This window comes from Calyptranema fuscum S582, from assembly GCF_055793305.1.
This window is the reverse complement of sequence record NZ_JBSLYH010000055.1, coordinates 1-25,341: the sequence shown is the minus strand read 5'-3', so window position 1 is coordinate 25,341 and position 25,341 is coordinate 1. Positions and strand designations below refer to the sequence as shown.

Genomic DNA, 25,341 nt, shown 5'->3' with positions numbered 1-25,341 from the left:
GCTCACATCATCTACTTAAGATCGTGGTTCAAATTAATTGTAGGGGAAGTGTTCCTACCCACTCCGTTCAGGTAATCACCACCAGCAGAGCGCACTACCATCAGGGTCAAGGGCGCGCATTCACAGATTGAGATGTCTCACTAGAATCGGTATTGAGGCTCTCTGCCTGAAGAACTAAAACCGCACAGGGAGCATGGTGCAACACATAGTTACTCACACTCCCCAACAACACCTCGGTTAAGCCACGCCGTCCGCGTCGCCCCATAACAATCAAATCGGCACCCCACTTTTGAGCCGTCTGACAAATGCCGGGTCCAGCGTCGGTTGTACTGTATTCAAACTCGATCGGCACTCCTTGTTGGCGGGCAAGGTCGCAATAGCGTTGCAATAGCGATCGCATTTCGCGGGTGTGCTGCTGCATGTGGAGTTGCTGCGCCTCGTATGCCTGGTTAATAATCTGGGGTGCTAACCCCAATTCTCCAGAAAAAGGAGGGGTGGTGGGCACGGTATCTACCATCAGGCTGTGAAATAACAGCACAGTGGCAGCATCTGATTTGGCAAGCGATAGCGATTGCTGAAAGACAGAGTGACCGAGCGGTGAATGATCGACCGCTGCCAGAATTCGTTTAAAGCTCATGGTGGCTGAGGCGTTGGTGAGAGTGCGACGAAGGAATACAGCAATTTTTAATTGCTTAAGCCACAGTTTTTTATTACGTGCCGCGCAGCACATAACAAAAAACTGAATATATTCAGGCGCAAAGCGCTGTAAGAGGTATGGCGAACCCTACCCAAAACTTACCGCACCCATTGCGATCGCCTCTCAGTTTGCAATCAGACTTTGCAAATTAAATCAGCATTCGTTCTAAAGCGTGCATATCGGGGATACAGAGAATATCGCGATCGCGGACAATCATGCCCTTTCGTTCTAGTTTGCTCAAAACCCGCGTCACCGTTTCTCTTGCCAAACCACTGAGGCTACTCAGCTCACGATGAGGTAGGTTAGGAATCTCAATACCTTGCTGACTCTTTTTGCCTTGCCCTTCTGCCAAAAACAGAATAATGTCAGCAACTCGTGACACACTATCCGACTCGCGCAAGCGCAACCGCCGATTGACCTGTCGTAACCGTCGTGCCATCAACTGAGCCAGGCGAATGCCTGCCTGTGGCTCAGTATTAATCAACTGCACAAAGTCTTGCGCGGGCATGCTGCCAATGACAGTTTTAATGAGCGTAATCACATCGGTCGAACGGGGTACCTCATCCAGGGGAGCCATTTCACCAAACAGCTCACCCTTCCCCAAAATATTCAGTGTTATTTCTTTGCCGTCGAGATTATACGTTCGAATCTTGACCCAGCCTTCCAAGATGAAATAGACCGATGTTCCCCAATCATTCTCTAGCAAGATCACCTGATTGGGAGGATGGGTACGAGTCACGACATGCGCCACCGCGCTGTCTATGATGGCTTCTGGCAATCCATCAAAAAACGGAGCGGAGCGAATCAGCGAATTATCTTGGAACTCTCTTGGACTATACCGATCTTGCATGGAGCCATTGCACTCAAATAATGAGTTATGCAGATACACCCAGTTTGTGCAGCAAAATTAGCTTCACATCAGCAAATCATACTGTTCATTCAGACTGGGAGATCCTTTAATCATTCCAGAAAAAGCAGGTAGAGCTAGTATTAGACGACTTTTAATGGTTGATGTTAAACCAGGTCGCTTACATTGCTTATTTTGAACCATTTAGACTACTACTGTAACAATAAATAGGTAATTCGCTGAATCCAGACAGACTTGCCTAAGCCAAAAGCCTGAAATTGAACTCTGCTTAAGCTAGAATCCAGAATTTTTCTCAGAGAAAACTCTAGGACGCTGATGAACATACAAGTGTTGCAGAGTGTCGGATCCAGTTTCTAATCAGAGCGTCCCACTCCTCTATTGTTTTTTGGAATGCGGGCATGTTGCCCGTGGGCAACATGCCCGCGCAGTAAATACAACACCGGGAGCACAGCCCCCGCGCCCCTGTCCCGGTTAGCCGTTCGATTGCTATAGAATCAGCGACACCAATTTTAGTGGAGGTCAGTCATGCATTGCCCGACAGACCTCCACTAAAATTGGCAAACAAAAACGCAGAACTAAGCTTAAAAGGGGAACCCCTCTGGCGGATTCATCTCTGGATTGGCGATCGCCCCATTGCCACTACCATCGACATGAGTGCCGGGAGTTACAGTAAAGTCTGTCGTTTGTGCCGAATGTGCTTCAGATTGAGGGACTAGATCGGGAAGCTGATAGTTCAGCAGTTGTTCTGACATCGGTTGTTGAGACATCCAGGCAAGCCCTCCGACAGCACCTGCCATCAACGCAGCGTACCCCAGATAGAGATGAACAGGTTGTAACTGTCGGGCAGCAGGTGTGGAATGTTGCCAGGACGGAATCACAGACTGGCGAGATTCATACCCATTCAGCGTTAGAGAAATCTGCTCCTGATCTAACTGCAAAACACTCGCAATCCGCCGGAGAAACCCTCGAACATAAATGTCTTCTGGCAAGCGTTCAATATCCCCTAGCTCTAAAGATTTGAGCTGGTGAATGGGCACCCAGGTTTTGTAATGCAACTGCTCAATCGACAGACCACAAGCCTCACGGGCTTGTTTGATCTCATCCCCCAGTTGGCTGAAAATAGCTTGGCGGCGGCGTTGTTCTTCAGTCGGCTGGGCATGACGCCCTACAGCTTTATCCTTTAACGGCAGTGGCTGAGACACCGATTTTTCAGCATGACGCTTACTGGAACTGCTTGAGCTTTGAGATGAGTTAGTCAACGTTGCAGTGGGTGCTGGTGCGGCTGTAGGGGTCACCGCAGCAGGGATCTCAGCCTGAAATTGCTCCACAGCACCTGTCAATACTTTAAACTCAGCCGCCAGGTTCACGGTGGAATGCTCGCTGACGTTAGCAGGTTGGGGTGAAAGGGTGCGATATTGGCGGAGCAATTGACGCAGTGCCAAGCGGATTGCCTCTCGACCAACCGTCTGCATCAACAGTTGGTAAGCTTTTGCAGCTGCTTCTCCTAGCCCCTGGTACAGGCTTTCCATTGCATGTTGATACACTTCACTGCGATGCAGTTCAGCTTCTACTTGACCAAAGATTGCACGCAATCCATCACGGGTCACTGCAATTTTTGTATTGTCTACACCTTCCATGTAGTAAGTAGATGATGTCATCGCCATAGTACAAACCTCCGCTCTCACACTCAACTCAGTAGAATCCTCTGGCAGTCCAGGTTAATTAAGTAAGTCTTTCTGTAGGTCCCTGGCAACTCCGGAAGGAAATAATTTACTCTGATGGATTTCTATCCTTTTTATGAAGTTTTCGAAAATTGACGCAAAGACAACGATAACTTTGCCCCTAGAGAGATTTCCCTGAGCGCCCACACCCCTACTTCTGTCATACCCTTCTCGTATTACTCTGGCGAGAGAGATTTTGCCAAGAGATTACCCCTCGCTATCCATAAGCAGCGTTCAGATTGGTCGAGGATAACTATAGCGTTGCGCCAACCGCATTAGCAGCAGGACAAAAAAGCGGCGCTGCTGGTTTGTGCCATCTTCACCACGCCATCAGGTCTTGGCTCACTTACTCTTGAATAGCCGCTGAGATGAGCAGCTGAGTGGACTGGGTAACTTTCGCACTTGACGTTGAGTTGCGAGGGTAATGTCAACCTCATAAGTGATCTACAGCTCAACTTCGTGTTTCATCTGCTCAAGCAACATAGTTCCGCCAGTAACCAAAAACGGAAAAAGCCACCAGTAAAAGAACTGATGGCTTAAGAGTCGAGGCACTCATCGTGCCAAGTTTATACCCCCAGGGGAATTCGAATCCCCGTCGCCTCCGTGAAAGGGAGGTGTCCTAGGCCTCTAGACGATGGGGGCTTGTGGACTTGACCTTTATTAAGGTAGCTAATATCACTGCATCTGTCAACCCCGATCTGAAAAAAGAGATTTATTCTCTGTAGCGATCGCTTCTACCGAAATCGGGAGAGTAAGTAGATCGAGTTGGGTACACCCTGATGTAAACAGACAGACAGGTGATCAATCTTTGGAATTGCGTAAACGAATTAGCTGACGCCGCATCTTGGGAGAGGCTTCTACTTCAGGAATTTCCTGAGCTTCAACATGAGTCAAGATGGTTTCGAGATATTCATCGGAACCGTACGAGAAGGCGTCAAGCAGCATCTCTAGCAGGCGATCGCGATCGCGCAGAGCGCCTTTTTCTTCAATGACTCTGAACCGAAGACGAACTTCGCAATCATAAACGCCGATATCAGAATTAGTAGGTTGATACTCTAAGGAGTTTACTTTCATATCACAAATACAGCACCAACTATGCTGCCATAACAGAGTATTCCCGAGATGAACAGGCAAAATAGCTCGTCGCCCGTTCGAATAGCATTTAGCTCAAGTAAATTGAAGAAAACAAAGTAGAAGTTTACTTAACGGTAAGAAGTGCATCTCTACTCGCTTATTACCTAAACTAGCATTCCCTCAAAATGAATCAGATCCGCTAACTAGCTGAAATCAAGTCAGCCACTTCAAAACTAATTACTAGGTAAAGAAACTGAACTCGACTAAATGTTGTGAATTGCATTGAGTATTTTGAACATAGCATCATTGACAGATCTTTCAGAGTGGGTGCATATAAAGTATTGATGAGGAGTTTCCAATTACTTCATCGTCGCTTCAAGAGCATTTAATTCCCCGAAAGTGAAGGGATAATTCCCCCATTATTTCAAGTAAAAAAAGCTACTTTAATATCACATTCAACACGGCTCTCTATACGTAAAAACCCTTTTATATCAATAGTTTTAGAGATTTAAGCTAAAACATTTTGAATACTTTTAATTTGTTTTTTTCGTTTTTTAACTTAATGATTATTGATGAGATAAGTTGGTTATGGAAACCTGTATAAAAACAAAATATCTAGGAGATAGGATGTGATTAATGTGACATCATCATCTAGCAAAAACATCTTTATGACGAAAAGAGACTAATTAGATTTAAGTTTTAATAGAGTTCCCAGGAAAGTTTATGAAGTTTTTAATAAGCTGGCTTGAAATTGCCATTTAGATCAGACAGTCCATTCAATTACAACTTTCTACTGAGTTTTGGAGATGAAAAAAGTTGCATCTAAATGTGTCTTGAAAACTCTAATTTTGCCAATTTCTATCGGCTTTTACTGAGGAATTTGGATTTTGTGTTACTAGGAATACTGAGGATGGTTATCCGTATAGACCGCTTTAGCACTACTTATCTTGAATGCCACTTGGCTGACTAGAAGCTGCCGATGATAGCGCAATGCGTTCAGAAACAAGATGGTAATGGGGTGAAAATCGGCGCTCCGCGCGGCGCTCACCCCACACCTGTAACCTATTCAGGCGCGAAGTGCTATGCATATAGCAGCCAAAGGGCTGGTTAGGACAGGGTGCAGGAGTTCCACCCCGGCACCCTGTCCTAAATCAACTATTCATTTGTAGAAAATAATTCATCTAGCACCTCTATGAAGCCTTGTGCGTCTATGAAGGCTTCGGGGCATCCTAACAGGCAGGGGCATTGAGTTTTGTAAGGATTGCCATGCTTGCTAAAGTTTGGAGTGCATCACTGGTAGGAATCGATGCGGTCAAAGTCGGTGTCGAGATTGATATCGCCGGAGGGTTGCCAGGAATTGTTGTTGTGGGTTTGCCGGATACGGCGGTGCAAGAGTCTAGAGAGCGGGTCAAGGCAGCCCTAAAAAATGCAGGTTATGCCGTGCCAGTACGAAAGATCGTCATTAATCTCACTCCGGCAGATTTGCGTAAGGAAGGACCCAGTTTTGATTTGCCGATTAGTATTGGCATTCTGGCAGCTTCCGAACAGGTTAATCCTCAGTTGTTAGACGATTTTTTGTTTTTGGGTGAAGTTTCATTAGATGGTGCGTTGCGCCCTGTTGCGGGGGTGCTGGCGATCGCCGCTGTGGCTCAAACATTGGGCATTAAAGGTTTAGTGGTTCCGGCAGACAATGCCCGTGAAGCAGCTGTAGTCAAAGGGTTAGAGGTCTATGGCTTCAAGCACTTGTCAGAAGTTGCCGATTTTTTAAACCAACCGGAACGCTATCAACCGCTGCATCTGGACGGCATCCAAGAATTGATGCGATCGCAATTTCGTGGCTTAGATCTTAAAGATGTCAAAGGTCAAGCCCACGCCCGTCGAGCATTAGAGATAGCCGCTGCGGGTGGACACAATCTTATTTTTGTTGGTCCTCCGGGCAGTGGCAAAACTATGCTGGCTCGGCGGTTGCCCTCCATCTTGCCACCCCTCTCGTTTGAAGAGGCTTTGGAGGTTACTCAAATCCACTCGGTTGCCGGATTGCTCAGAGAAAAAGGGACTCTAATGAGCGATCGCCCCTTCCGCAGTCCCCATCATTCGGCGTCGGGTCCTTCTTTAGTGGGGGGTGGCAGCTACCCCAAACCGGGCGAAATCTCCCTGGCACATCGAGGAATTTTGTTTCTAGATGAATTAACAGAATTTAAAAGAGATGTCTTAGAATTTCTGCGCCAACCTTTAGAAGATGGCCATGTCACCATCTCCCGCACCAAGCAATCGGTTTCCTTTCCGGCTCAATTTACCCTGGTTGCCAGCACAAATCCCTGTCCTTGCGGGTATTTTGGCGATACTATCCAGCCCTGTACGTGCACGCCTCGTCATCGCGAACAATATTGGGCAAAGTTATCGGGACCGCTGATGGATCGAATTGATTTACAAGTAGCCGTTAACCGTCTTAAGCCGGAGGAAGTGACTCGTCAAACCGTGGGTGAAGATTCAAGTGCCGTGAGAGAAAGGGTGCAAAAAGCACGCGATCGCGCCAGTCATCGTCTCAAAGCAGACGATCTACGCTGTAATGCCGAAATGCAAAGCCGTCACATCCGGCGCTGGTGCAACCTCGACGAAACGACCTGTACTTTATTAGAAAATGCCATTCGTAAACTCGGGTTATCTGCCAGAGCCACCGATCGCATCCTGAAAGTGTCCCGTACCATCGCTGATCTGGCAGGCGACGAGCAATTGCAAACTCGCCATGTTGCCGAGGCAATTCAATATCGCACAATCGACCGTATGCAATAAACATTCCATCCAGAGAAGCATCTGAATTGAACTATGACATTTAGTGTGGGTGCCGCGCGAAGCGCGGCACCCACACTAAATGTCATCACTGGATTCAGCAATACCTCAGGCAAACCTCATACCGATACCTGAATGGTGGAAATAATTTTTGCTATTTCTCAGTTAAATAGGCATCACTCACAAATTCGGTTACGCATTCGCTCAACACCCCTATGCCCGGTTAGCTGAAGAACTTCCGACTTTCCGGCGTTTTCCTGTTCGCATGGGCGGTCTTGCCCATTTCGTCAACCGCCATAAATAGATAAAGATAAAACTAGATACTAAGGAACCCAGAATCCACTTCACCGAACTTTTCAAAATGGCGTTACGTTTACTTGTTTGACCAACTTGATTGTCGTCTTTAATCTTGGCTCTCGTTTCATCTAAACGTTCAATTAACTGTTGCTTCAAACTCTTAGATGCATCAGGTTCAATCGAGACGCCCTGACTGTCTAAATAATTTTTAATTTCTGCGTCAGTTGCTTGATTTAACTGCTGTTCGACTTGATCAATTTGAGTCATTTGTTGACTAAATTGAGTACTATATTGAGCGGCAATATCCTGATTGATGCGCAGAACATTGCTCGCCATCAGCGGAATGGCGAGAAATAACAAAACAGCAATAAGCAAGCAAATGTACGACAAAATTCTGACAACGAGTTGTTCTCCTTTTCCTCTCTGACTAGCTTCCCCATAAAATATAAACGCTAGCCCCAACAACGGAATTGGCAAACTATCGACGATCGCACCTATCGATTGGAATTCCCAAATGGGATCCATAATACGAGGGGGCACCAACGTGTCTACCAGATTAAAGGTCGCCAAAATTATCAGACCATAGCCCACTACCCGTAAAATTCCAACAGATCGGCTTTTACTATCAATGGCTTGGACAATGGCATTATCTTTTGATTCTGTCATAGAAGAAAGAGATCCAGTTTAATAATCAGATTCGTTATATTCACGTTTATTCGGCTTTGGGAAAATGTAAATGCCACCATTCATTCCATTCCACCCACACTTGTTCAAGCAGGCGATACAACGATTCGGGTGTGGTGTTTTGCAGCGGAGTCGATGCAATAGTCCACAAACATCGTTCATCTTTCAGACTTTTGCCCAGTAGCCACGGAAGAAGGCGATAACGAATGTCGTAAAAGTTGCGATTGTACTTAAATTCTCGATCTGTAACTGTACTTTCTCCGTGAGGGTTAATACACGAACTGAGATAGACGTTTCCCTGATCTACAAATAATGCATAGGAGCCGCCTGCCTGCGTTTGCCGAATTTCCCATTGCGATTGGTTAAGCGGTTGAGCAGGTTTTATATATTGTGCAATAAATTTCTTGATATCTCCGTCCGTACCCACAATGTATCGAATCTCAATCTCTAGCTCGATTTGTTGTTGAGTATAGCGATATCGATTACCTGCCCGATCGTTAAGTGGCGTCAGGTTAGACCGTTCTATGGGGCGACTGTCTACGGCTTGCCATCCCGTTAGGGGCACCGTTGGCGGAAAGGTATAGGTAGCCAGGGTGCTATTGGGTTGAGATGGATGGAGTGCGGTTTTAGCAAAAACGAGAAGAACAGCCCCAGACATTGCAACTAATAGGGCAAACCGGGCTTGTTTTGATAACAGCATGGCTAGTCTAGCTCCGCAATATCGGGGTCTTCCAGATCATCCTGCTGCATGAAGTAACAGAACGTGCCGAAGAGCATGACCGAAATCATGGAGAATGCCAGCGACCCATCGCCTTTATGCCAATATTCGAAGGCGGCTTTATCGGCAGAGGCTGCCAAAATTGCCATTAATGCCACCCGAAATCCGTTAATAACAAAAGCCGTCAATAGCGCCACAATGGGGATGAATATTTTCTGGATCAGGTGGGTTGGAAAGGTTGCCAAAAATAGAATCGATAGCCCCAACAAATGGAACATATTTTCAATGCCAGAGCAACCTGAATAAACTTCTACTCCACCCTCTGGCAAAACGATATTGACGCCTTGACGGATAACATCATACCCCGCGTACCACAGCAGCATGGTAGACAGTCTGGCGGTGATGGGCGATGTATCGATTAGCTCAGATAGGGCACTGGGAGGAGGTGCAAGGAAAGCAAGAATCAGAAGCTCTTGCCAATATTGCTTGAGCCCTTTGAACCCAGAGGCAATCAGCGCTAAGCCTAAGGCAGATAGCAGCGGGGCAACTCGCAAAAACGGATCAAACCCCACTAAAAACAAGCTTTTTATCAGCACCAACGCGAGTAAAAGCACCCCCACGATGCTAGAGGGAAGGTTGCTATCGAAATTGAGGGCTGTGCGTTTAGACCAAACTAATGATGCGATCGCCGCCCAATAGAGAATGCTACTTGCCAGCAAACTGCCATCTTTAGCCCGCAGGGTAAGGGTAAGATGAATTGCGATTAAACCTGTGGCGATCGCCAGTAGCCAAAAGTCTGACTGCTTTAGCCGATCGACCATTGTCAAATTTTCCTGATTCATAATCTTAAGCAGTTCGCTGCCCCGGGCGCTGAGACGGATTCTGTAGAGAACAATGACAAAATTGTGCCACAAACTCTATAGGTTGCTGGTTTTTAGGTATGGAGGTGACTGTGAAACCTGTGGTTTCACAATCACCTCTATATCTGGATTTAACAGTACCCAACCTGGGCGGCTATAGAAAAAACCCTATTGGAAACCTCACGAAGTGATCCCAAAAGGGCTTTATAGCTGACATTGAAAACTGTCTAAAGTAGGGATAACCTAAGCGATCGCCTTCTCTTTTTGCTTTTCTTTCTGTTTGGCAGCTTTCCGCTTCATTAATGCGCCAAGACCCAGGGCTACGCCCGATCCAGCCATCGTAAAGGGTTCAGGTACACCTGCCAACTCATAGCTACCATCTTGCGTTTGCCACTTAGACGCAAAATCGCTCAAGGTCACGGTCGCGTAAGTTCCGTCTGCACTCAAAAAACCGTTGTTGCTCGAAAAGATATTGACGATGAAGGTATCTGACTCTCCTGACAACAAGCCTTGGTTGATATTACCGCCGCTGCAATTGTTTGCGCCAAAAATACAGATGTCAATATTTTTAAATCCACCAGGAAAGTTCTGATTATTCCCTGACTGAACAGTTACCGTGTCAAAGACATCACCAGAATCGCTCAGACCCGCAGAGCTAGGATTAGGAGTAACCCCAAACCCAAGGCTGACAATCGATGATTGAAAAGACGGATCGACATTATTAGCAACTGTGATTGCTAAAGACAAAACGCTACTGGTTAAATTTAAGACCTGGATGGTGGCAGACCCATTTAAATCCTGAGATAGTGAGCCACCCGATGAAAGAGCCCAGGTTGTTGGATCTAAGGTGCGTCCAATGTCATAGCGTGAATCTAGACCAATATCTCTTAGCTGTAAGTTGTTATCTCCACCAGTCTTACCATTAAACGTAACCGTGTATGCCTGAGCAGGGAGCGGCTCAGACAATAATACTGTGGAACCTCCGACGGCTAAAAGCAGGGAGGACAGAAGCGCCTTCAGTTTCATAATCAAATCTGCAAACTAACGATACAAGGTGAAACGTGTAACTAGCTCAGATCCCGTACACCACTGACAAACAGGTATATTTCCAAACCACGTATCGCTAACTGTATCACCAACATACGTAGGAGTACTTATTCGGGTTCCCACTTTACTCTTTCTTTAAGAAAATAGTGCTGTTCATCAAAGCTTTACGAAAGATACTACTGACTCGTACAGATGACGGTGGATTTCTAAATTTTAGATCGTTAAAAGCAAAACCTGATCAGACCTGAAATTTTCCCCTCAAGACGCTGCTACCGTTCAGCCACAAGGAATTCATATTCTGGACAGAATTTATATTTTTTCTATAAAGTAACAATACAGGGGCTGGCAAATCTTAGTGGGCTTACGTACCCTCGTTATGGAGTAGCTGGGCAAAATTAAATTGGAGTAACGCCAGTTTTGTCAGGGGAAGCGGGTGAAATTGCTTAGAGTCATCCATTAAATGCAACCTGGATGTTTATTTCAGACATCCAGCATCGCTGCGCTGCCAAAAATAAATCCACGGCTTTATGAAAGCAACGATGCTTACAGAGAATTGGTATAAGTAGAAGCAATTGTTTACTGCTTTTTAATCAGCCTAAAATCTATGAGACATAGAAAATTTGGTAATACTGATCTGGTTGTCTCTGAACTGGGTCTGGGTTGTTCGCGCCTGGGCGGAAATTTAGAGCGAGGAAGTGAGAAAGAATCAGTCGCAACTCTACTTGAAGCCTTTGATAGTGGCATTAACGTTTATGACACTGCCGATAGTTACGGTCAAGGCAACAGTGAGTTGCTTTTAGGAAAAACGTTTAAGCAAAAGAGAGATCAAGTTATTTTCGCGAGTAAGGCAGGCTATTGTCTGTCGTCGTTGGGGGGGGTCGCTGCTCGCATTAAGCCGCTGGTCAAGCCCTTGATTCAGCTCATCCGTCCCAAGAACCAATCGCTATCACAAGTACGTGGTTCGTTGCTACGCCAAAATTTTGCTCCTGATTACATTCGGCGATCGCTTGAAGGTAGTTTAAAACGATTGCAAACAGACTATTTAGATGTGTTCCAACTTCACAGCCCCCCATCTGAGGTGCTGACATCGGGCGAAATTTTTGCCACATTGGATGATCTAAAAAGCCAGGGAAAACTCCGTTATTATGGGGTTTCGTGTGATACGGTTGCAGATGCTTTGCTGTGTCTCAAGTACCCAGGGGTTGCGTCCATTCAGATTGAAATTAATTTGTTGGAACAGGATGCGATCGCCCAATTATTACCACTTGCGAAAGCGGCTAATATAGCGATTATTGCCCGTCAACCCTTTGCTTCTGGGCGTTTATTCCAACCGACCGACGATGCCGCAGGCAACCCAGCCGATCAGATCAAGAATCAAAAAATTCGCAGCTTTATCGAGCAAGGCGATCGCTCACTCACCCAAACTGCACTCCAGTTTTTACTGCAAATTGAAGGTATCTCGTTGGTGATTCCAGGTGCCAGCAGCCCCAAGCATCTTGCCGAAAATCTAGCCGTCTTTTCTGCACAACCCTTGACCGACAACGAGATGCAACAGCTGCGATCGCTTTGATAACAGCTGCTCAAATGAACTCCCTCAAACAGCCCTGCGCGAATAGCCCTGCCCAATCCATTCTGTTAAAATCACGATCCATCGTTTGCTGCTAAATCTACGAAAATTTCCTCAGCGTAGCCTTTAGAATGGCTACAAAAACTTCCACGATTCACCCTTTCTGGAGTCACATTCATGCCAAATCAACCTGGGGAAAACGTAGGCATTCAAGCCGATGCCCTGTCGATCAGCGCTCCACCAGAAGCCGCTCCATCGGCTGCCAGCCCTGAGGAAACCTACAAGGCAACCCAATATTTATTGCGACGAAAACTTCCTCCTGCCCTATATTACAAACTACGAACCTTTAGCCGACGCTATCCCAGTTTATTCCTTCCCTTCTCACGGTGGCGCTGGACGCGTTGGCGGGCAAAATATTGTCCCGATATTAGTGGCCCCGAACCCGCCGCACCTCAGCCATTGATGAAAGATACTGAGATTGTCATTGAAGGGTTCCCTCGGACTGCCAATACCTTCACCCATATTGCGTTTAAGATGGCGCAAGATAGGCTCGTTAAAATTGGTCATCATACGCACGCTGTAGCGCAAGTGCTGGCAGCTGTACAAAAAAATATTCCGACGATTGTTTTGATTCGAGATCCAGAATCAGCCGTCATCTCTTATTTAATTGGCGATTTTGATCCGCAATTATCAATGCAGCAATCGATCCGAGAATATTTAGCATTTTATAAACCCTTGCTTGCCTGTCGCGATCGCTTTGTTCTGGCACCTTTCAGTGAAATCACTACCGATTACGGTGCAACAATTCGCAACGTCAACAAAAAATATGGGACCTCGTTCCAAGAATTTGTTCATACCGACGAAAATGTAAAGCGCTGCTTTGATCTAATTGACCAGGGCTATCAACGAGCCTTTGGGCAGCTCAAAGAAGAAGTCATCAGCCGTCCGTCTGAAAAGAGAAAAGACCTGAAACAGGAACTAAAAGCTCAGTTTCATTCTGAAGAATTATCGAAACTTCGAGCAGAAGCCTATCAAGTCTACGAAACATTGATGCAAAGTCATTAAAGCACCATGCTCCCTAAGGAGCACAGCTTATACCAATCTTTTATGAAGTTGCGCCAAACATAGAACCCCCTGTAGTCCCCCTTGGCAAGGGGGACGGCGACAGCCGGGGGTTGAATAAGACGCAGCTTCACATTAAAAGGTATTAATCAAAGCCTAAACATGTATAGCAATTCTCAATGACGTAACGGATAAGGTGTTGAGAGAGAGCCGCGCGGAGCGCGGCTCTCTCTCAACACCCGTAATCTATCCGGGTGCAAAGCATATTAGTTTTGGCAGCGCGGCAATGCCGCGCTGCCAAAACTCTCAATACTTAGGTTTGTTGCAGCGATTGTTGTAGCGATAATTTTTCCAGAAAAGCCTCATGTGCTTTTTGTTTTCGCTGCTTTTCTTCAAATTGCTTCTCTTGCCATCGCAGCCCAATAATCGTGGCGATCGTCAACATGTAACCGGGTTCTTCCATCTGCGAGAAAATTAAACCCACTACAAACACGGTCATCATTAAAAACTTGCAGAGATCATCCGGGCAGATATATTGCCAGATGAGAAACGACAGAAATAAGTAGGTTCCTAATCCTACCAGCCCCAAATCACCCCAAATCCCAGCCCACCCAAAGAGTGGCGAGAACATGCTGGACTTGTCGCCCCAATAACTGTCTGCAACCGCCTGCCAAACCGCTCGACTCGCTGGGCTGGTGGTCACGCCCAACGGCGTCAACAACGATGAGTAATCCTGAATCATCCAGCCCCCCAAGCGCCCCACTGTATGACCGGGTCCCAGACCAAAGAACCAGTTGAGCGACGATTCATAATACGCAGGGATAACACGGAATGCTGCGGTTTTTAACTGCGTTACCTCGCCATCGGGACCATACAGATCGGGTCTCACCCAAACATTAAAGGAGGCAAAGGCTTCTAAGTTTTGCATTGCCCAAAGCAGCGCATAGATAGCGATCGCCCCAATCACCAGATATTTCACCGCTTCCGCAATATTTTTGAGTTTGGTCAGCATCAACAACCCCAACCCCACTAACATCGACAGCAGCACTTGCTTCGCGTCTGCCGCCAGCATTTGCATTAAGGCAGCAAACGCCACCCCAAGACGAATCCAAATAGGCGAGTTTTTGGCAGTTACGAAGTAATAAGCGGCAAAGGATAGGGCGACAGACGTGCCGACGACATGTCCGGCACCAGACTCAAAGAAAATACCCTGGATTGTATCTGCTGGCTCTAAGTTGCCTATTTGGCGCAAGTCATAGCGCAAGATATACCGCTGAGTCAGTGCCAGACCGATGTGAAACAAACACGACCAGCGAAACCATTTTTGAAATCGCTCAAAGCTTTCGAGCGGCATGGGAATACTGACGATCGCAATCAGTAAAATAAACGGTTCTCCCAGCAACATAAAACTGAGGAACACATTAATCACACCTGCATTATTAAGCAGGGCACTCGCCAACTCAGCCACTAGCAACACTAATAAGGCAAATAACAGGAGCTGCGTTGTTTTCAGCTGCTGTCTGTTTTTGGAACGGCTTTTGAGCAGCACCACCCCAAAGGCAACAGGAATCACCATGAAATGGAGAAAGTTGATGGGCGATGGGGCACCCAAGTTCTCCAAAAATCGAGGGAAAAAGGCTGAGGCGAACGCCAAAAATACCAGGTTCGTGCTGCTGATAAAGCCCTTCCGTTTTTTCGAGGGGGGCATTTCCGCATCACTCGATCCAGATTTTTTAGATCTAGATTTTGATGTTCTGGATTTTAAGTACGGAATCTGCGATCGCCCTTGCATATCAACTCACCAAAGACTGTGCCAGACTGTTTGCACCCTGTCTACTACACGCCAGCTCATAGATTTCCATTAACCGGCGATAGTTATCGGGTGCCGTATATTGGGTCTCAAATTCAGCCCGAGCCTGGTGGCGCATTTGAGCCATGTCTTGCGGATGAGACAACGCCCACTCGACCTGAGCAATCAGACTATTGGGATCACCCGGTTGAAAATGTAATCCGGTTTGGTGGGGAATCACTAATTCTGCGATCGCCCCAATGTTAGACGCAATCACAGGGGTGCCTTTGGCATAGGCTTCGATCGCGACCCGCCCAAAGGTTTCATACCATTCTGAAGGAAACACCAAAAACGCTGCTTCCCCCATTAATTCATACACCTCAGCAAGGGGTTTGCGTCCGACCCATTCAATTCCAGGAACTCGGGCAGCCGCCTCGGCAACCTGAGGTGCCAGAGGACCATCTCCTACAATTTTGAGTGGAATCTTAGCCCCCAACTGTTCCCAGGCTTTTAGAACCGTAGGAATTCCCTTCTCCGGTGATAGCCGCGTCACAAACAACGCATATCCCCCTTGCCCCGTTCCCGCTGCCGGTGCCGGATGAAGAAAGTTTGTCTTAAATTCAAACTTTTCTTTGGGTAAACCGCCTTCAATAAATTTATTCAGGGCAAATCGACTATAGGCAATGAATACATCAACGGTTTGAGTCCAGGTGCCTAAGAGGCTGTGGAAGTTCACCATCCCCGTCACGGCTGCACTGGCAAGCCGACTGTCTCGGTAGCAACCATGAATCACACCGGGCAATTGAATTCGCTTTCCCAAACAATCTTCACAAACACGCCCATCTCGAAAAAATAGCCCATTCGAGCACAGCAGACGGTAGTTATGGAGAGTTTGCACAACAGCTACGCCCTCTGCCTTGGCGGCATGATAAGCGGCAGGCGAAATCAGCGGAAACGTATTATGAAAATGCGCCACTTGCGGACGCTCTTCGCGAATGATTTCCCGCAATTCTTGATAGATTTTGCTGTTCCACAATGTTGCTTTTGCCAATGCCAGGGAGTTCATTTGCTCAACCTGGTCATTGTGAACCGTATAACGCCTGACCTGATGCCCATAAGACGTTAACAGATCCGCTTCGGTAGCAAAGATCGTGTCTTCCCCACCGAGTTGCTGATAATGGTTATGAACTGCCAAAACTCGCATAGAAGATGTTGTGATAGAAACGTTGACCCGCTAAACTTTGACAACGGTGTAAGCAGGCTGGCTATTGAGTTCTTCGTAGAGCTTTGCCAAATTTCGCCCTTTTGCTTCCCAATTGTAAGATTCCAAAATCATTTTTCGTCCGGCTCGTCCCATGCTAACCCGCAATTCTGGATTGTTTGCAAGTTCAACCATGGCTTTAGCCAGATCGGCGATCGCCTGTTCGGGAGTATGAGCAGGAACCTTGATGCCGGTTTCCGGGGTCACCTGAACCCCAGGACCACCTAAATCTAAGCAAAGAATCGGACGACCTGACGCCATCCCTTCCAGACACACCCACCCTCCAGAATCGTGCAAGCTGGGATGAACCAACACATGACATTCGCCCAACCGCTCTAAGGTCTCCTGCCGAGGTAACTTGCCCAAAAATTTGACTTGATGGCTGATGCCTAACTCTTCCACCATCTTTTCCAGATTGTGTTGCTCAGGCCCTTCCCCGGCAACCCAATACTCGGCATTGGGTAAGGCAGCTTGAGCAAAGGCACGCAAACCCAGGTGAAAGCCTTTCCAATGGAGCAGGCGACCCATGCTGATAAACCGCACGGTATCGCCTGTTGGTTCAGGGCATTGGGTGAGTTGCTCAATATCTGCGGTTGACAGGCTGGCTTCCGGGACAATTTCAATGGTTTTACCGCCCATTTTTCGTACCCGCGCCGCCGTATCTTCTGTGGTAACCCGAGCGATCGCACTGCGTTGAGCCGTCAGATGGGCAAAGGGATCTAGCTCACCCACCCGGTGCGCCAGCAGACGCAAAATTTCATAGACTCTGGCACGCAGCCCAAAATCTTTCCAAAACGGCGCTGGAGCCGCTTCACCACCCCCGACCGGACCCCAAATGAAGGGAATAGGCAGGAGAGAGATGAAACTGGGTGTGGAATATCGCACAAACGTAACATGGTGAGCCACGTCGAAACCAATGGTTTGGTGCAACCGACGCGCCACAAAATAAGCCTGAACTTGCCAGAGATAGTAATGCAGCACAAACGCAGCAGAACCTAGCTTCCAGAAGCCTCCCCCGATCGGCAACGTGAAGTAGACAAAATGGAGGTTGGGGTTGGGATGCTCGGCAAGAAACGCTTCGATCGCGGGACGACCGTCATCAGGGCGAGTCAGCACCCATACTTCATGATGTTTAGCGACCTCCCAGGCAATGTTCCAGCCGACTCCTGGTTCAGAGCCCCGACCAGCTTCACACGCATACGCTGATAACAGAACTTTCATCAATCCACTTTCTCCCTTGTTTGAATGTCCTACCGACTGAATCGGCTGCACTGAACTAGCTAATACCCATGAACCATAAGCCTAAGTTCTCGGAAAGGTGTGGAGATTCTGTTGCCACAACGGGACACAGTCCCCTTTCTCTGGTAATGCTACTCAACGTTTAAGAGCGCTGGTTGGCGTCATAACGCCTGTAAACGTGATAAGAAGGAAAGCCATTGCTGAGCCACAAGTTTGGGTTGAAAAGCTTGACACCGCTGTTTACCAGCAGCAATCAATTGATCTCGCAGTTCGGGCAGGGTCAAGAGCTTTGCGATCGCCTCCGTCAGTGCCGCTTCATTTTCACTGGGGATCAGAATGCCATGTTTGCCGTCCTCCAGAACACTTTTAGGACCTTGCCCGATCGCATCTGTAGCTATCACAGGCACTCCACATACCATCGCTTCTACTAATACCAGACCAAAAGGTTCTTCTTCAGACGACAACACAAAGACATCAGCGTTTGCCATATAACACCAGGGATTGGATGAAAATCCAGGCAAACTTACGTCTTGCTCAATCCCTAGCTGGGCAGCCAGTTGTTCTAAATGGGGTCGTTCGGGACCCTCTCCCACAATAATCAGTCGGGCATCAACCTGTTGTTTAACTCTGGCAAAGGCTTTTAGCAACAGCGGAAAATTTTTCTGCTGCGCCAGTCTGGCAACGCTGATAATGACAGGCTTGTCCTTATGGTTCAGCCAGGGATGATCGGGTTCTGCCTGGCTATAGCGGGCGATCGCATCGATATTCACGGGATTTGTGGTGGCGATCGCTCGCTCGGGTGGCATCGCCACGCCAATCGTATTGATTAGATCGTCTAACACAACCTGGCTGTTGGCATGTAAGCCTGTTGCCATGGGATAGAGCAGGCGTGCTAAGAAGGGTTGAATTTTGACCATCGGGTCGTCTTTGAGTTCAACATAGACCTTGTAGCTCATAGTTGAATGCTCACTGACAATCAGCTTAGTGGATCGCTGACCCGATAACAGCCAACCAATGACAGCCGGAAGGCTAATGAAAGTCGAGACGGCAATTAAAAAATCGGGTTTGATCTCTCTCAGACGACGCGCCAGGTAAAAAGGCATCCAGCGCGATCGCTTTGCCCCCAAGGGCACGAGGTGAACCCCTTCGGGCACCGTCACATGACTGCCCAATCCATCATTTACATAAAATAAATAAAGATTTTTTGCGCCAGCATCCCATAAGCCCTGGGTTAACGCAGTCGTGTAATTGGTCAGCGACCCACCCTTCAACGTCCAGGTCAGAATGGCAATCGATTTTTCGTTCATGCAGAGACTCCCTGAGATTGCCCTGCTGCCACCAATTGCACCACTTGGGCAAGGGCATGAGCTGCAATCTCTGGTGTAGTTGCTGCCATAACTTGGAGCGATCGCTCACCCATGGCTGCGGCTAACTGAGGCTGATCAATAAACTTTTGCATCAATTCTGCCAGCTGTTCAGATTGCCTCGGGTCAAAAAGATAGCCATTTTCACCATTTCTCACCATCTCGGCACTGCCAGCCCCCGTGGAGCACAACACAGGTTTGCCAAACAGCATTGCCTCTAGCACCACCACGCCCCATGTATCTTCCAGGGTTGGCAGAATAAACACATCGGCGGCTCGAAAATAAGCATTGACTTTGGCATAATCCACCTGTCCAATCCATGTCACACAGGTTTCTAGGTGATGGTCGCGCGTAAACGTTTCTAACTCTTGCCGTTGTTCTCCGTCTCCTACAATCAGTAAGGTGTAATTCTGATACCCTTGCTTTTGTAATAACAGACAGGCTTGCAGTAATAGATGCAGACCCTTGCGCGGCATAATGCGCCCAACAAACAGAAAAAGCGGGCGTTGTCGCTCCGCAATCGGCAATTCTACGGCTTCAACCCCATCTAATAAGCTTTTTGCCGAAGGAATTTCGTAGGGTTGGGCAAACACTCGTTGCGGATCGGCATACAAAATTTGCGTCAGATAGTCGCGCCCTGCCTGATTATTGGTAATGAAGGCATCGGCAGCTTTCACCATTAACCGACGCAGAAACAAGCGCAGGGGTGAATTGCGAAAGTCTACTCCCGGTGTACTGCCTTCGTAAGCCAGAATCACTTTCCATCTGCCCAGCGGTTTCAGCAACAACGCCAGAATAGTCCACACCCCGAACGAGCTACTAAACACAACATCCGGACGAAATCGTAACAGGGGTCCTGCTACGCCCAAAGATAGGGAGGTAAAGCTAGAACCATACCCTTCCTGTTCCGAACGCTGTTTGAAGACTTTCCATTCCCCAATTACCTCCAGTGCCAGAGAATCTTCAAAGCCTCGGGCATAGCCTGGAAAGAGAGCTGTGAAAATTTGGGTATGGGGAAATAATTTGGTAAATTCACTCAAAGCCGGTTGCCAGTAAAACCAAGCAACCGGCAGCAACCAGGCAATACGAAGGGAGTTGGCGTTCTCCAACATAGATTCAAGCCTGCTTAGGGTGAAAGACAGAGAGTTGTTCAAAAATAACTCTGGCAAACTCTTGCGATGAGTTTATTGATCCAAATTGTTGCATTTGAGAGCGATCGCACAGAGTGGTTGGATCTTCCGTCAGAAACCGAGTCAGCCCTTGGGCGATCGCATCTGACTGAGAAGAATCTACCGTTAACCCCAACTGATAGCGTCGGGTCACTTCACCCATCAGACCATAGTCAGGGGCTAATACAGGCTTCAACGCCATGGCTGCTCGTACCAAAATGGCACTCATACCCACATGTCGTTGATACGGAGCCAAAATCACATCGGAAATGTGGAAATAGGGCTGAATCTGGCGATCGGAAACAAACTCATCGTGCACTACAATTTGTACTGGCGTCGAGGCAGACAGAGCATCTAAGCGATCGCGCATCCGTTGTTTGCCCTCAACCCCCGACCCCAACGGTCCTACCAACAGCAAACAGATCTGCCGTTGCAGATCAGGCGGCAAGAGAGGGATGGCATCCAGGACTTGATCGATCCCTTTACGAGCAGTCAATGCCCCAAAGAACAGAAACACCTGTCGATCGGGTTTAATCCCAAGGTGCTGCTTCAGCAGGTCTGGATCGGGTTGATCATCCTCATAGACCTGGATGGGATCTGCCAAATGAAGAACATTGGCAGTTCCCCGAAACTGTTTGAGGTGCTCAATGGAAAACGGATCGAGGCAAAACAGCGTCTCCAATTGAGGGCGACGCAAGATCCGAGAGAGGTTAAAGTATTCCCGCCAAACCTGCGTCTTATCTTTAAATGTCGGCTGATAGTGCCCAAACGTGTGGTAGTGGAGGGTGGGTCTGAAATAGATACCAGAGATGGGGCAAGGCGGCTTTTGACCAAAAATAAAGGGGACGATCGCCGTATCAAAATACATCAAAAAGACGTGATTGACCTGACGCAAAGCGGCGTATTTGCACAGCAATCCCCATTCTTGGAACGCCAGATGAGCTTTTGACAGGGCACCGGGTCGGGTATTGAGGGACTCAACCTCTGACGGGGTGATGGCAACAAAGTTGATCCCCTCGCGCCCATAGGATGCGGCAAACTCCACGACATCAGCGTGGTCGGTCAAAAACTTGGGGACAACGACAATATCCAACGAACCGGGTAAATTGTGTTCACACCAGTAGCGGATCAAGTGCTGAATGTAGCCCGGATGATGCCCACCGACAGATAAGTCAAATAACATCAACCGGGGTTGGCTGGCTGTGTCTACATTGCTGATAGAAGACGGGTCATTTGAGTTAAGCAGTAGCATAGCGGGCTGTCTCTGCCTCAATAATCTCTTTGAAAATGTCAGTGATACTACGGGTAATGCCCCACTCAGGGAAGTGAGTCTTGAGTTTACGCAAGTCGGAGATATAGCAGATGTGATCACCAATGCGGTTGTCATCTACATAGACCCAGTTAACCTTGTGACCCGTCAACTCTTCAATCAAGTCAAACGATTCTAGAATCGAGATGCTGTTATCGCGCCCGCCACCCAAGTTGTAGACTTCGCCGGGGTGAGGATTATGGCGAAATGCTTCAAACGCTTGAATCACATCATAACTGTGAATATTGTCGCGCACCTGCTTTCCTTTGTAGCCAAAGACTTTGTAAGTTCCATTGGTAATGGCTACTTTGATCAGGTAAGACAGAAAACCGTGGAGTTCTACGCCAGAGTGGGAGGGACCCGTGAGACAGCCGCCCCGGAAAATCCCGACATTCATGCCGAAATAGCGTCCATATTCCTGAGCTACGACATCAGCAGCCGTTTTGGAGGCACCAAACAATGAGTGCAGGCAACGGTCGATGCGGCACTCTTCAGAAATACCGTTGTAGTCTTCGCGGTTGGCATAATCGTAGCGCTTGTCTAGCTCAACGCGGGGCACTTCATTCGGTGCATCGCCATAGACCTTATTGGTGCTCATGTGAATGAAGACGGCTTCTGGACAAAATTGGCGGGTCGATTCCAGAAGGTTAACGGTTCCTAGCGCATTGACTTCAAAGTCCAAGATAGGAATATGACAGGCTTTGTCATGAGATGGTTGAGCGGCACAGTGAATGATTAGATCAAATTTCTTTTCTTGAAATAGTTCAAACAGGCGATCGCGATCGCGAATATCAATACTACGGTGTTCAAAATTATTGGTTGAACTCTTTAACCGATTCAGGTTCCAGGTTGTATCGCCCTGACTGCCAAAAAACTCGGCGCGCATATTGTTATCAACACCTGTCACCTGATGACCTTGTTGGTCGTAGTATTGCACCGCCTCAGAACCAATCAAGCCGCTTGAACCTGTGACCAATACCTTCACGTCTTTACTCCCACTTGTAGAAGATTTTATCGAATTTGTTAAGGATTACAGATTAACCAACCCACCGCTCTCTCAAAAAGAATTGGGGTTTATTCAATCCACGATCCTAAGAACCAGGATGTTGAATGACCTCACCAGCGGAAAAGGAGAGGGACTACGCCGAAGTCATTCCCATCGTTTACCCATTCCGTTCAACCACGATTAAATCGTAAGAATACTTAAATTGAAGATCCACAACTTCTCTAAAAAGTTCACTCCAGCTTTGCTAAGGAATTTAGTTTGTAAATTTCTAGTGAATAAAAAAGAACGAATCGGGAAAGTCCGAAAAAATACTGACACTCAACGAAAGTCTCGTCCAAACGGTAATAGCGCCATAATCAGCAGCTTAAAGTGCTGCTTGGCAAAGGGAAGACCGATGATGGTAATTGCCAAAATTAGCCCATGCACCAGGTGCGAAAGGGCAATTCCCCAACCAAACAATACAATCCAAATCACATTAAAAATGAGTCGTAAGGGGCTGTCTGCGTTGTCCAGTTCAACGACTTTTTTGCCAAACGGGGTGAGTGTCGCAATCCCTAATTTAATCGCTTGTAGCCCAAAGGGAATGCCAATAATCGTCAGGCAAATACCCAGCCCACCGACGATATACCCTAACCCGCTGACAAATCCTCCAAACAGCAGCCAGATAATATTTCCCAGTAAACTCATAGGGTTCGCTCCCAGGCGATGAGATAGCAATGTCTTCTTCTTGAGACTATATAGCAATCTCAACACACGCAAGGCACCCCATTCCTGACCCCAAAAATGATCAGAATCCTTATAAAAATAACTTGAATAACTGTTTTGGGAGAGTGCGGCGGAGCCGCACTCTCCCAAAACAGTTATGGATTTTAATTTTGTAAAGATCCTTAATGATGAGTCGTGTCTGAATTTTCGTGTTCTACAACAAAGACATTGGAATAAAGATTTGCAATAATTTGCTGACCTTCCTGGGTCAGAGAAAGATAGGCGATCGCGTCTTGAATATAGTGATAGACCACATCCCAATAAAATTTTGGATAACTACGCCGTAAATCGGCCGGATTTTCGTAGTTCATTTTTTGGTTGAAGCCCATTTCTTGAAATTCGTAAAATAGGGCACTCACTTTTTTGAGATAGCGCAGGTCACTCAGTTGCCCAATTAAATCGGCAGCACGAACCAGCCCAGGATAGTTAAGCGTGTCCTGGTGATCGCCATCTTCAGGAATAGGGAATCGTGTGAGTTCAATATTTCGCTTAATGCTTTCGGCATCAATATATTTATTGCCGCCAAACCGCTCTTCTACAAATAGTTTGCCGCGATCGACATGATAGAGGGCAAGGCTGGCATCCGTGGCACTGGGTGGCAACGAGATCACCGTTTCGCCAATGCCAGTGGCATAAGAGCCAGGGCGATCGCTCCGACAGACGCCCTTGACATAGCCAATGTCGTGGCATAGCAACGAAATCATAAAATTCATCCAGTCTTCACAAGAAACACCCCCTTCTCGGATGTGTTTGCCTCGCAAAATTTCTTGCCCGACCAGGGTTACTAGCAACGTATGTTCGACATTGTGATAAAGCGCATCGCTATTGGCAATATTTTCTAATGCCATCCTCCCCGACCAACCGATGATGTTGGCGTAATCGGGTTTTAATCCTCCGTAGTTTTGCTCATAGCCTTCTTGCAACTCCTTAACGAAGGATTTGATCAACATGGTGGTCGGATTGAACATCTGAGTCCTGAAGGAGCAGATAAATTTTTTAGGGGAAGAGGATTAAGAGAATTCCCTCCATTTTATCTTTCACTCTACCAACCGAGAAAACAGGAGGGACTCTGGAAAATTTCCTGAGGATCACCAATCAAACAAAACCTGAATGTTTAGTTTTGGACGTGCGGCGACGCCGCGCTTCTAAAACTAAATCTTCGATTCTATTCAATCTACGATCCTTAGAATCGTGGATTGAATAAAACCCGATTCTTTTTGGGAGAGCGGCGGCTCCGCCGCCGCTCTCCCAAAAAGAATTACAGGTTATTTAATCTGTGATCCTTAGAAGTTTGATAGGTAGATTAGTTCGCAATAGTCAGGCTTCCCTTCATCCCCGCTTCCGTATGACCGGGAATGGAACAGTGCAATTCATAGGTACCTGTTTTCAGGGGGATAAATACCCATTCGGCGATCGCCCCTGGACGCAGTTCTAGTTCATGAATTGCGCCTTTAATTTCCACATTGCCTGCATCTACTTTTTGGCTCCAGATGGCATCGGCAAAATCTTTGGCAGTGAAATAATGCTTGTCTGGGCTGGGATTGTCTAATACCAATTTGTAACGTTTACCGGCTGCGAACGTCATGCGATCGGGCACAAATTTGAGTTCGCCTGCCTCAGTGCCCAAATGCACCGTAACCTGAGTGACGGTATCGCGATTAGTCGCGATCGCATACGCAACGCTCTGGTGAGACAGTCCCAACCCCGCATCTAGCAGATTGATGCCCAACCAAATGGTCAGGCTCAACACCACCACCCTACAGAGCCACACAGCCTTCAATAGAATTTTCATTACGTTCATGAAAACTACTATCCATCAACTCACTCACTTGTAGCGTAAAAGATTTCTGGATGATTTCAGATAACGTTTTGTTCAGCAGTCTGGAGCGGTACTCCTCGTGGGCACAATTCAATGTTTAACAAGGGGATGCAGGGGTAAAATCCCTGCGTGGCTACCGTGTACACACATCTCAAACGAGAAGCTAAAATCCTGCTCGATCCCCCTAAATCCCCCTTCAAAAAGGGGACTTTCGAACCAATTCCCCCCTTTTGAA

The 25,341-nt window shown here is 47.3% G+C and carries 21 protein-coding genes and 1 tRNA gene; 3 read left to right on the top strand and 19 right to left on the bottom strand.

The genetic code is table 11. The annotated features are described in order from the left end of the window. Positions 1-106: 106 nt before the first annotated feature. The 5 genes from ACR6Z4_RS26935 to ACR6Z4_RS26915 form a co-directional block, all read right to left on the bottom strand. Positions 107-637: a universal stress protein gene (locus tag ACR6Z4_RS26935; RefSeq protein WP_479720432.1), complete on the bottom strand. Its 531-nt coding sequence runs from the start codon at positions 635-637 to the stop codon at positions 107-109. Between the two features lie 208 nt (positions 638-845). Next, positions 846-1,547: a Crp/Fnr family transcriptional regulator gene (locus tag ACR6Z4_RS26930; RefSeq protein WP_479720431.1), complete on the bottom strand. Its 702-nt coding sequence runs from the start codon at positions 1,545-1,547 to the stop codon at positions 846-848. A gap of 599 nt (positions 1,548-2,146) precedes the next feature. Next, complete coding sequence (locus ACR6Z4_RS26925) at positions 2,147-3,229, bottom strand: helix-turn-helix domain-containing protein (RefSeq protein ID WP_479720430.1); 1,083 nt, start codon at positions 3,227-3,229, stop codon at positions 2,147-2,149. A 626-nt stretch (positions 3,230-3,855) separates the two neighbouring features. Next, positions 3,856-3,928: transfer RNA gene (locus ACR6Z4_RS26920), tRNA-Glu, on the bottom strand. Positions 3,929-4,087: 159 nt separating this feature from the next. Then, entirely contained in the window at positions 4,088-4,360 is a 273-nt protein-coding gene (locus tag ACR6Z4_RS26915; RefSeq protein ID WP_479720429.1) for an Npun_R1517 family heterocyst differentiation transcriptional regulator, read from the bottom strand. Between the two features lie 1,266 nt (positions 4,361-5,626). Here ACR6Z4_RS26915 and ACR6Z4_RS26910 point away from each other — a divergent pair. Continuing rightward, positions 5,627-7,153 carry a YifB family Mg chelatase-like AAA ATPase gene (locus tag ACR6Z4_RS26910; protein WP_479720428.1) on the top strand — a complete coding sequence of 509 codons (1,527 nt, stop codon included), beginning with the start codon at positions 5,627-5,629 and terminating at the stop codon, positions 7,151-7,153. Between the two features lie 210 nt (positions 7,154-7,363). On the opposite strand, the gene hpsJ-A is transcribed toward ACR6Z4_RS26910, so the two are convergent. From hpsJ-A to ACR6Z4_RS26890, 4 genes are all read right to left on the bottom strand, one after another. Next, positions 7,364-8,113: an HpsJ-like protein, cyanoexosortase A-associated gene (hpsJ-A, locus tag ACR6Z4_RS26905; RefSeq protein WP_479720427.1), complete on the bottom strand. Its 750-nt coding sequence runs from the start codon at positions 8,111-8,113 to the stop codon at positions 7,364-7,366. A gap of 46 nt (positions 8,114-8,159) precedes the next feature. After that, a complete protein-coding gene (locus ACR6Z4_RS26900) occupies positions 8,160-8,831 on the bottom strand; it encodes a cyanoexosortase A system-associated protein (protein WP_479720426.1) in 672 nt (223 codons plus the stop codon). Between the two features lie 2 nt (positions 8,832-8,833). Further along, positions 8,834-9,691 (bottom strand): cyanoexosortase A, encoded by an 858-nt coding sequence (gene crtA, locus ACR6Z4_RS26895; RefSeq protein ID WP_479720425.1) that lies wholly within the window; start codon positions 9,689-9,691, stop codon positions 8,834-8,836. Between the two features lie 261 nt (positions 9,692-9,952). Next, on the bottom strand, positions 9,953-10,735 hold the full coding sequence (locus ACR6Z4_RS26890; protein WP_479720424.1) for a cistern family PEP-CTERM protein: 783 nt from the start codon (positions 10,733-10,735) through the stop codon (positions 9,953-9,955). Positions 10,736-11,360: 625 nt separating this feature from the next. Between ACR6Z4_RS26890 and ACR6Z4_RS26885 the strand changes: the two genes are divergently transcribed. Continuing rightward, entirely contained in the window at positions 11,361-12,326 is a 966-nt protein-coding gene (locus ACR6Z4_RS26885; RefSeq protein ID WP_479720423.1) for an aldo/keto reductase, read from the top strand. A gap of 174 nt (positions 12,327-12,500) precedes the next feature. After that, a complete protein-coding gene (locus tag ACR6Z4_RS26880; RefSeq protein ID WP_479720422.1) occupies positions 12,501-13,388 on the top strand; it encodes a hypothetical protein in 888 nt (295 codons plus the stop codon). 310 nt (positions 13,389-13,698) lie between these two features. Here the strand turns inward: ACR6Z4_RS26880 and ACR6Z4_RS26875 are convergent, their stop codons facing one another. From ACR6Z4_RS26875 to ACR6Z4_RS26830, 10 genes are all read right to left on the bottom strand, one after another. Further along, the gene (locus ACR6Z4_RS26875) at positions 13,699-15,093 is read right to left on the bottom strand and encodes a hypothetical protein (protein WP_479720421.1); all 1,395 of its coding nucleotides are present in this window, start codon (positions 15,091-15,093) and stop codon (positions 13,699-13,701) included. An 85-nt stretch (positions 15,094-15,178) separates the two neighbouring features. Then, positions 15,179-16,378 (bottom strand): glycosyltransferase, encoded by a 1,200-nt coding sequence (locus ACR6Z4_RS26870; protein ID WP_479720420.1) that lies wholly within the window; start codon positions 16,376-16,378, stop codon positions 15,179-15,181. 30 nt (positions 16,379-16,408) lie between these two features. Further along, the gene (locus ACR6Z4_RS26865; protein ID WP_479720419.1) at positions 16,409-17,656 is read right to left on the bottom strand and encodes a glycosyltransferase family 4 protein; all 1,248 of its coding nucleotides are present in this window, start codon (positions 17,654-17,656) and stop codon (positions 16,409-16,411) included. A 179-nt stretch (positions 17,657-17,835) separates the two neighbouring features. Continuing rightward, positions 17,836-18,981, bottom strand: coding sequence for a glycosyltransferase (locus ACR6Z4_RS26860; protein WP_479720418.1), 1,146 nt, complete (start codon positions 18,979-18,981; stop codon positions 17,836-17,838). Continuing rightward, the gene (locus ACR6Z4_RS26855) at positions 18,978-20,150 is read right to left on the bottom strand and encodes a glycosyltransferase family 4 protein (RefSeq protein ID WP_479720417.1); all 1,173 of its coding nucleotides are present in this window, start codon (positions 20,148-20,150) and stop codon (positions 18,978-18,980) included. The genes ACR6Z4_RS26860 and ACR6Z4_RS26855 overlap by 4 nt, the downstream gene beginning before the upstream one ends. A gap of 4 nt (positions 20,151-20,154) precedes the next feature. Further along, positions 20,155-21,459, bottom strand: coding sequence for a glycosyltransferase family 4 protein (locus tag ACR6Z4_RS26850; protein WP_479720416.1), 1,305 nt, complete (start codon positions 21,457-21,459; stop codon positions 20,155-20,157). Further along, a complete protein-coding gene (locus tag ACR6Z4_RS26845; protein WP_479720415.1) occupies positions 21,446-22,501 on the bottom strand; it encodes an NAD-dependent epimerase/dehydratase family protein in 1,056 nt (351 codons plus the stop codon). Before ACR6Z4_RS26845 ends, ACR6Z4_RS26850 begins: the two co-directional genes overlap by 14 nt. A gap of 339 nt (positions 22,502-22,840) precedes the next feature. Then, positions 22,841-23,209 carry a YccF domain-containing protein gene (locus tag ACR6Z4_RS26840; protein ID WP_479720414.1) on the bottom strand — a complete coding sequence of 123 codons (369 nt, stop codon included), beginning with the start codon at positions 23,207-23,209 and terminating at the stop codon, positions 22,841-22,843. A 200-nt stretch (positions 23,210-23,409) separates the two neighbouring features. Then, positions 23,410-24,255 carry an Npun_R2479 family HD domain-containing metalloprotein gene (locus ACR6Z4_RS26835; RefSeq protein ID WP_479720413.1) on the bottom strand — a complete coding sequence of 282 codons (846 nt, stop codon included), beginning with the start codon at positions 24,253-24,255 and terminating at the stop codon, positions 23,410-23,412. Between the two features lie 335 nt (positions 24,256-24,590). Then, the gene (locus ACR6Z4_RS26830; protein ID WP_479720412.1) at positions 24,591-25,079 is read right to left on the bottom strand and encodes a cupredoxin domain-containing protein; all 489 of its coding nucleotides are present in this window, start codon (positions 25,077-25,079) and stop codon (positions 24,591-24,593) included. Positions 25,080-25,341 lie beyond the last annotated feature (262 nt).

Coding starts and splice junctions, on each gene's coding strand:
- ACR6Z4_RS26880 (WP_479720422.1), top strand. CDS start 12,501: ATGCCAAATCAACCTGGGGAAAACGTAGGCATTCAAGCCGATGCCCTG.
- ACR6Z4_RS26835 (WP_479720413.1), bottom strand. CDS start 24,255: ATGTTCAATCCGACCACCATGTTGATCAAATCCTTCGTTAAGGAGTTG.
- ACR6Z4_RS26890 (WP_479720424.1), bottom strand. CDS start 10,735: ATGAAACTGAAGGCGCTTCTGTCCTCCCTGCTTTTAGCCGTCGGAGGT.
- ACR6Z4_RS26870 (WP_479720420.1), bottom strand. CDS start 16,378: ATGCGAGTTTTGGCAGTTCATAACCATTATCAGCAACTCGGTGGGGAA.
- ACR6Z4_RS26855 (WP_479720417.1), bottom strand. CDS start 20,150: ATGTTGGAGAACGCCAACTCCCTTCGTATTGCCTGGTTGCTGCCGGTT.
- ACR6Z4_RS26925 (WP_479720430.1), bottom strand. CDS start 3,229: ATGGCGATGACATCATCTACTTACTACATGGAAGGTGTAGACAATACA.
- ACR6Z4_RS26935 (WP_479720432.1), bottom strand. CDS start 637: ATGAGCTTTAAACGAATTCTGGCAGCGGTCGATCATTCACCGCTCGGT.
- ACR6Z4_RS26885 (WP_479720423.1), top strand. CDS start 11,361: ATGAGACATAGAAAATTTGGTAATACTGATCTGGTTGTCTCTGAACTG.
- ACR6Z4_RS26910 (WP_479720428.1), top strand. CDS start 5,627: ATGCTTGCTAAAGTTTGGAGTGCATCACTGGTAGGAATCGATGCGGTC.
- ACR6Z4_RS26860 (WP_479720418.1), bottom strand. CDS start 18,981: ATGAACGAAAAATCGATTGCCATTCTGACCTGGACGTTGAAGGGTGGG.
- ACR6Z4_RS26915 (WP_479720429.1), bottom strand. CDS start 4,360: ATGAAAGTAAACTCCTTAGAGTATCAACCTACTAATTCTGATATCGGC.
- ACR6Z4_RS26865 (WP_479720419.1), bottom strand. CDS start 17,656: ATGAAAGTTCTGTTATCAGCGTATGCGTGTGAAGCTGGTCGGGGCTCT.
- ACR6Z4_RS26900 (WP_479720426.1), bottom strand. CDS start 8,831: ATGCTGTTATCAAAACAAGCCCGGTTTGCCCTATTAGTTGCAATGTCT.
- crtA (WP_479720425.1), bottom strand. CDS start 9,691: ATGAATCAGGAAAATTTGACAATGGTCGATCGGCTAAAGCAGTCAGAC.
- ACR6Z4_RS26840 (WP_479720414.1), bottom strand. CDS start 23,209: ATGAGTTTACTGGGAAATATTATCTGGCTGCTGTTTGGAGGATTTGTC.
- ACR6Z4_RS26875 (WP_479720421.1), bottom strand. CDS start 15,093: ATGCCCCCCTCGAAAAAACGGAAGGGCTTTATCAGCAGCACGAACCTG.
- ACR6Z4_RS26830 (WP_479720412.1), bottom strand. CDS start 25,079: ATGAAAATTCTATTGAAGGCTGTGTGGCTCTGTAGGGTGGTGGTGTTG.
- hpsJ-A (WP_479720427.1), bottom strand. CDS start 8,113: ATGACAGAATCAAAAGATAATGCCATTGTCCAAGCCATTGATAGTAAA.
- ACR6Z4_RS26850 (WP_479720416.1), bottom strand. CDS start 21,459: ATGCTACTGCTTAACTCAAATGACCCGTCTTCTATCAGCAATGTAGAC.
- ACR6Z4_RS26930 (WP_479720431.1), bottom strand. CDS start 1,547: ATGCAAGATCGGTATAGTCCAAGAGAGTTCCAAGATAATTCGCTGATT.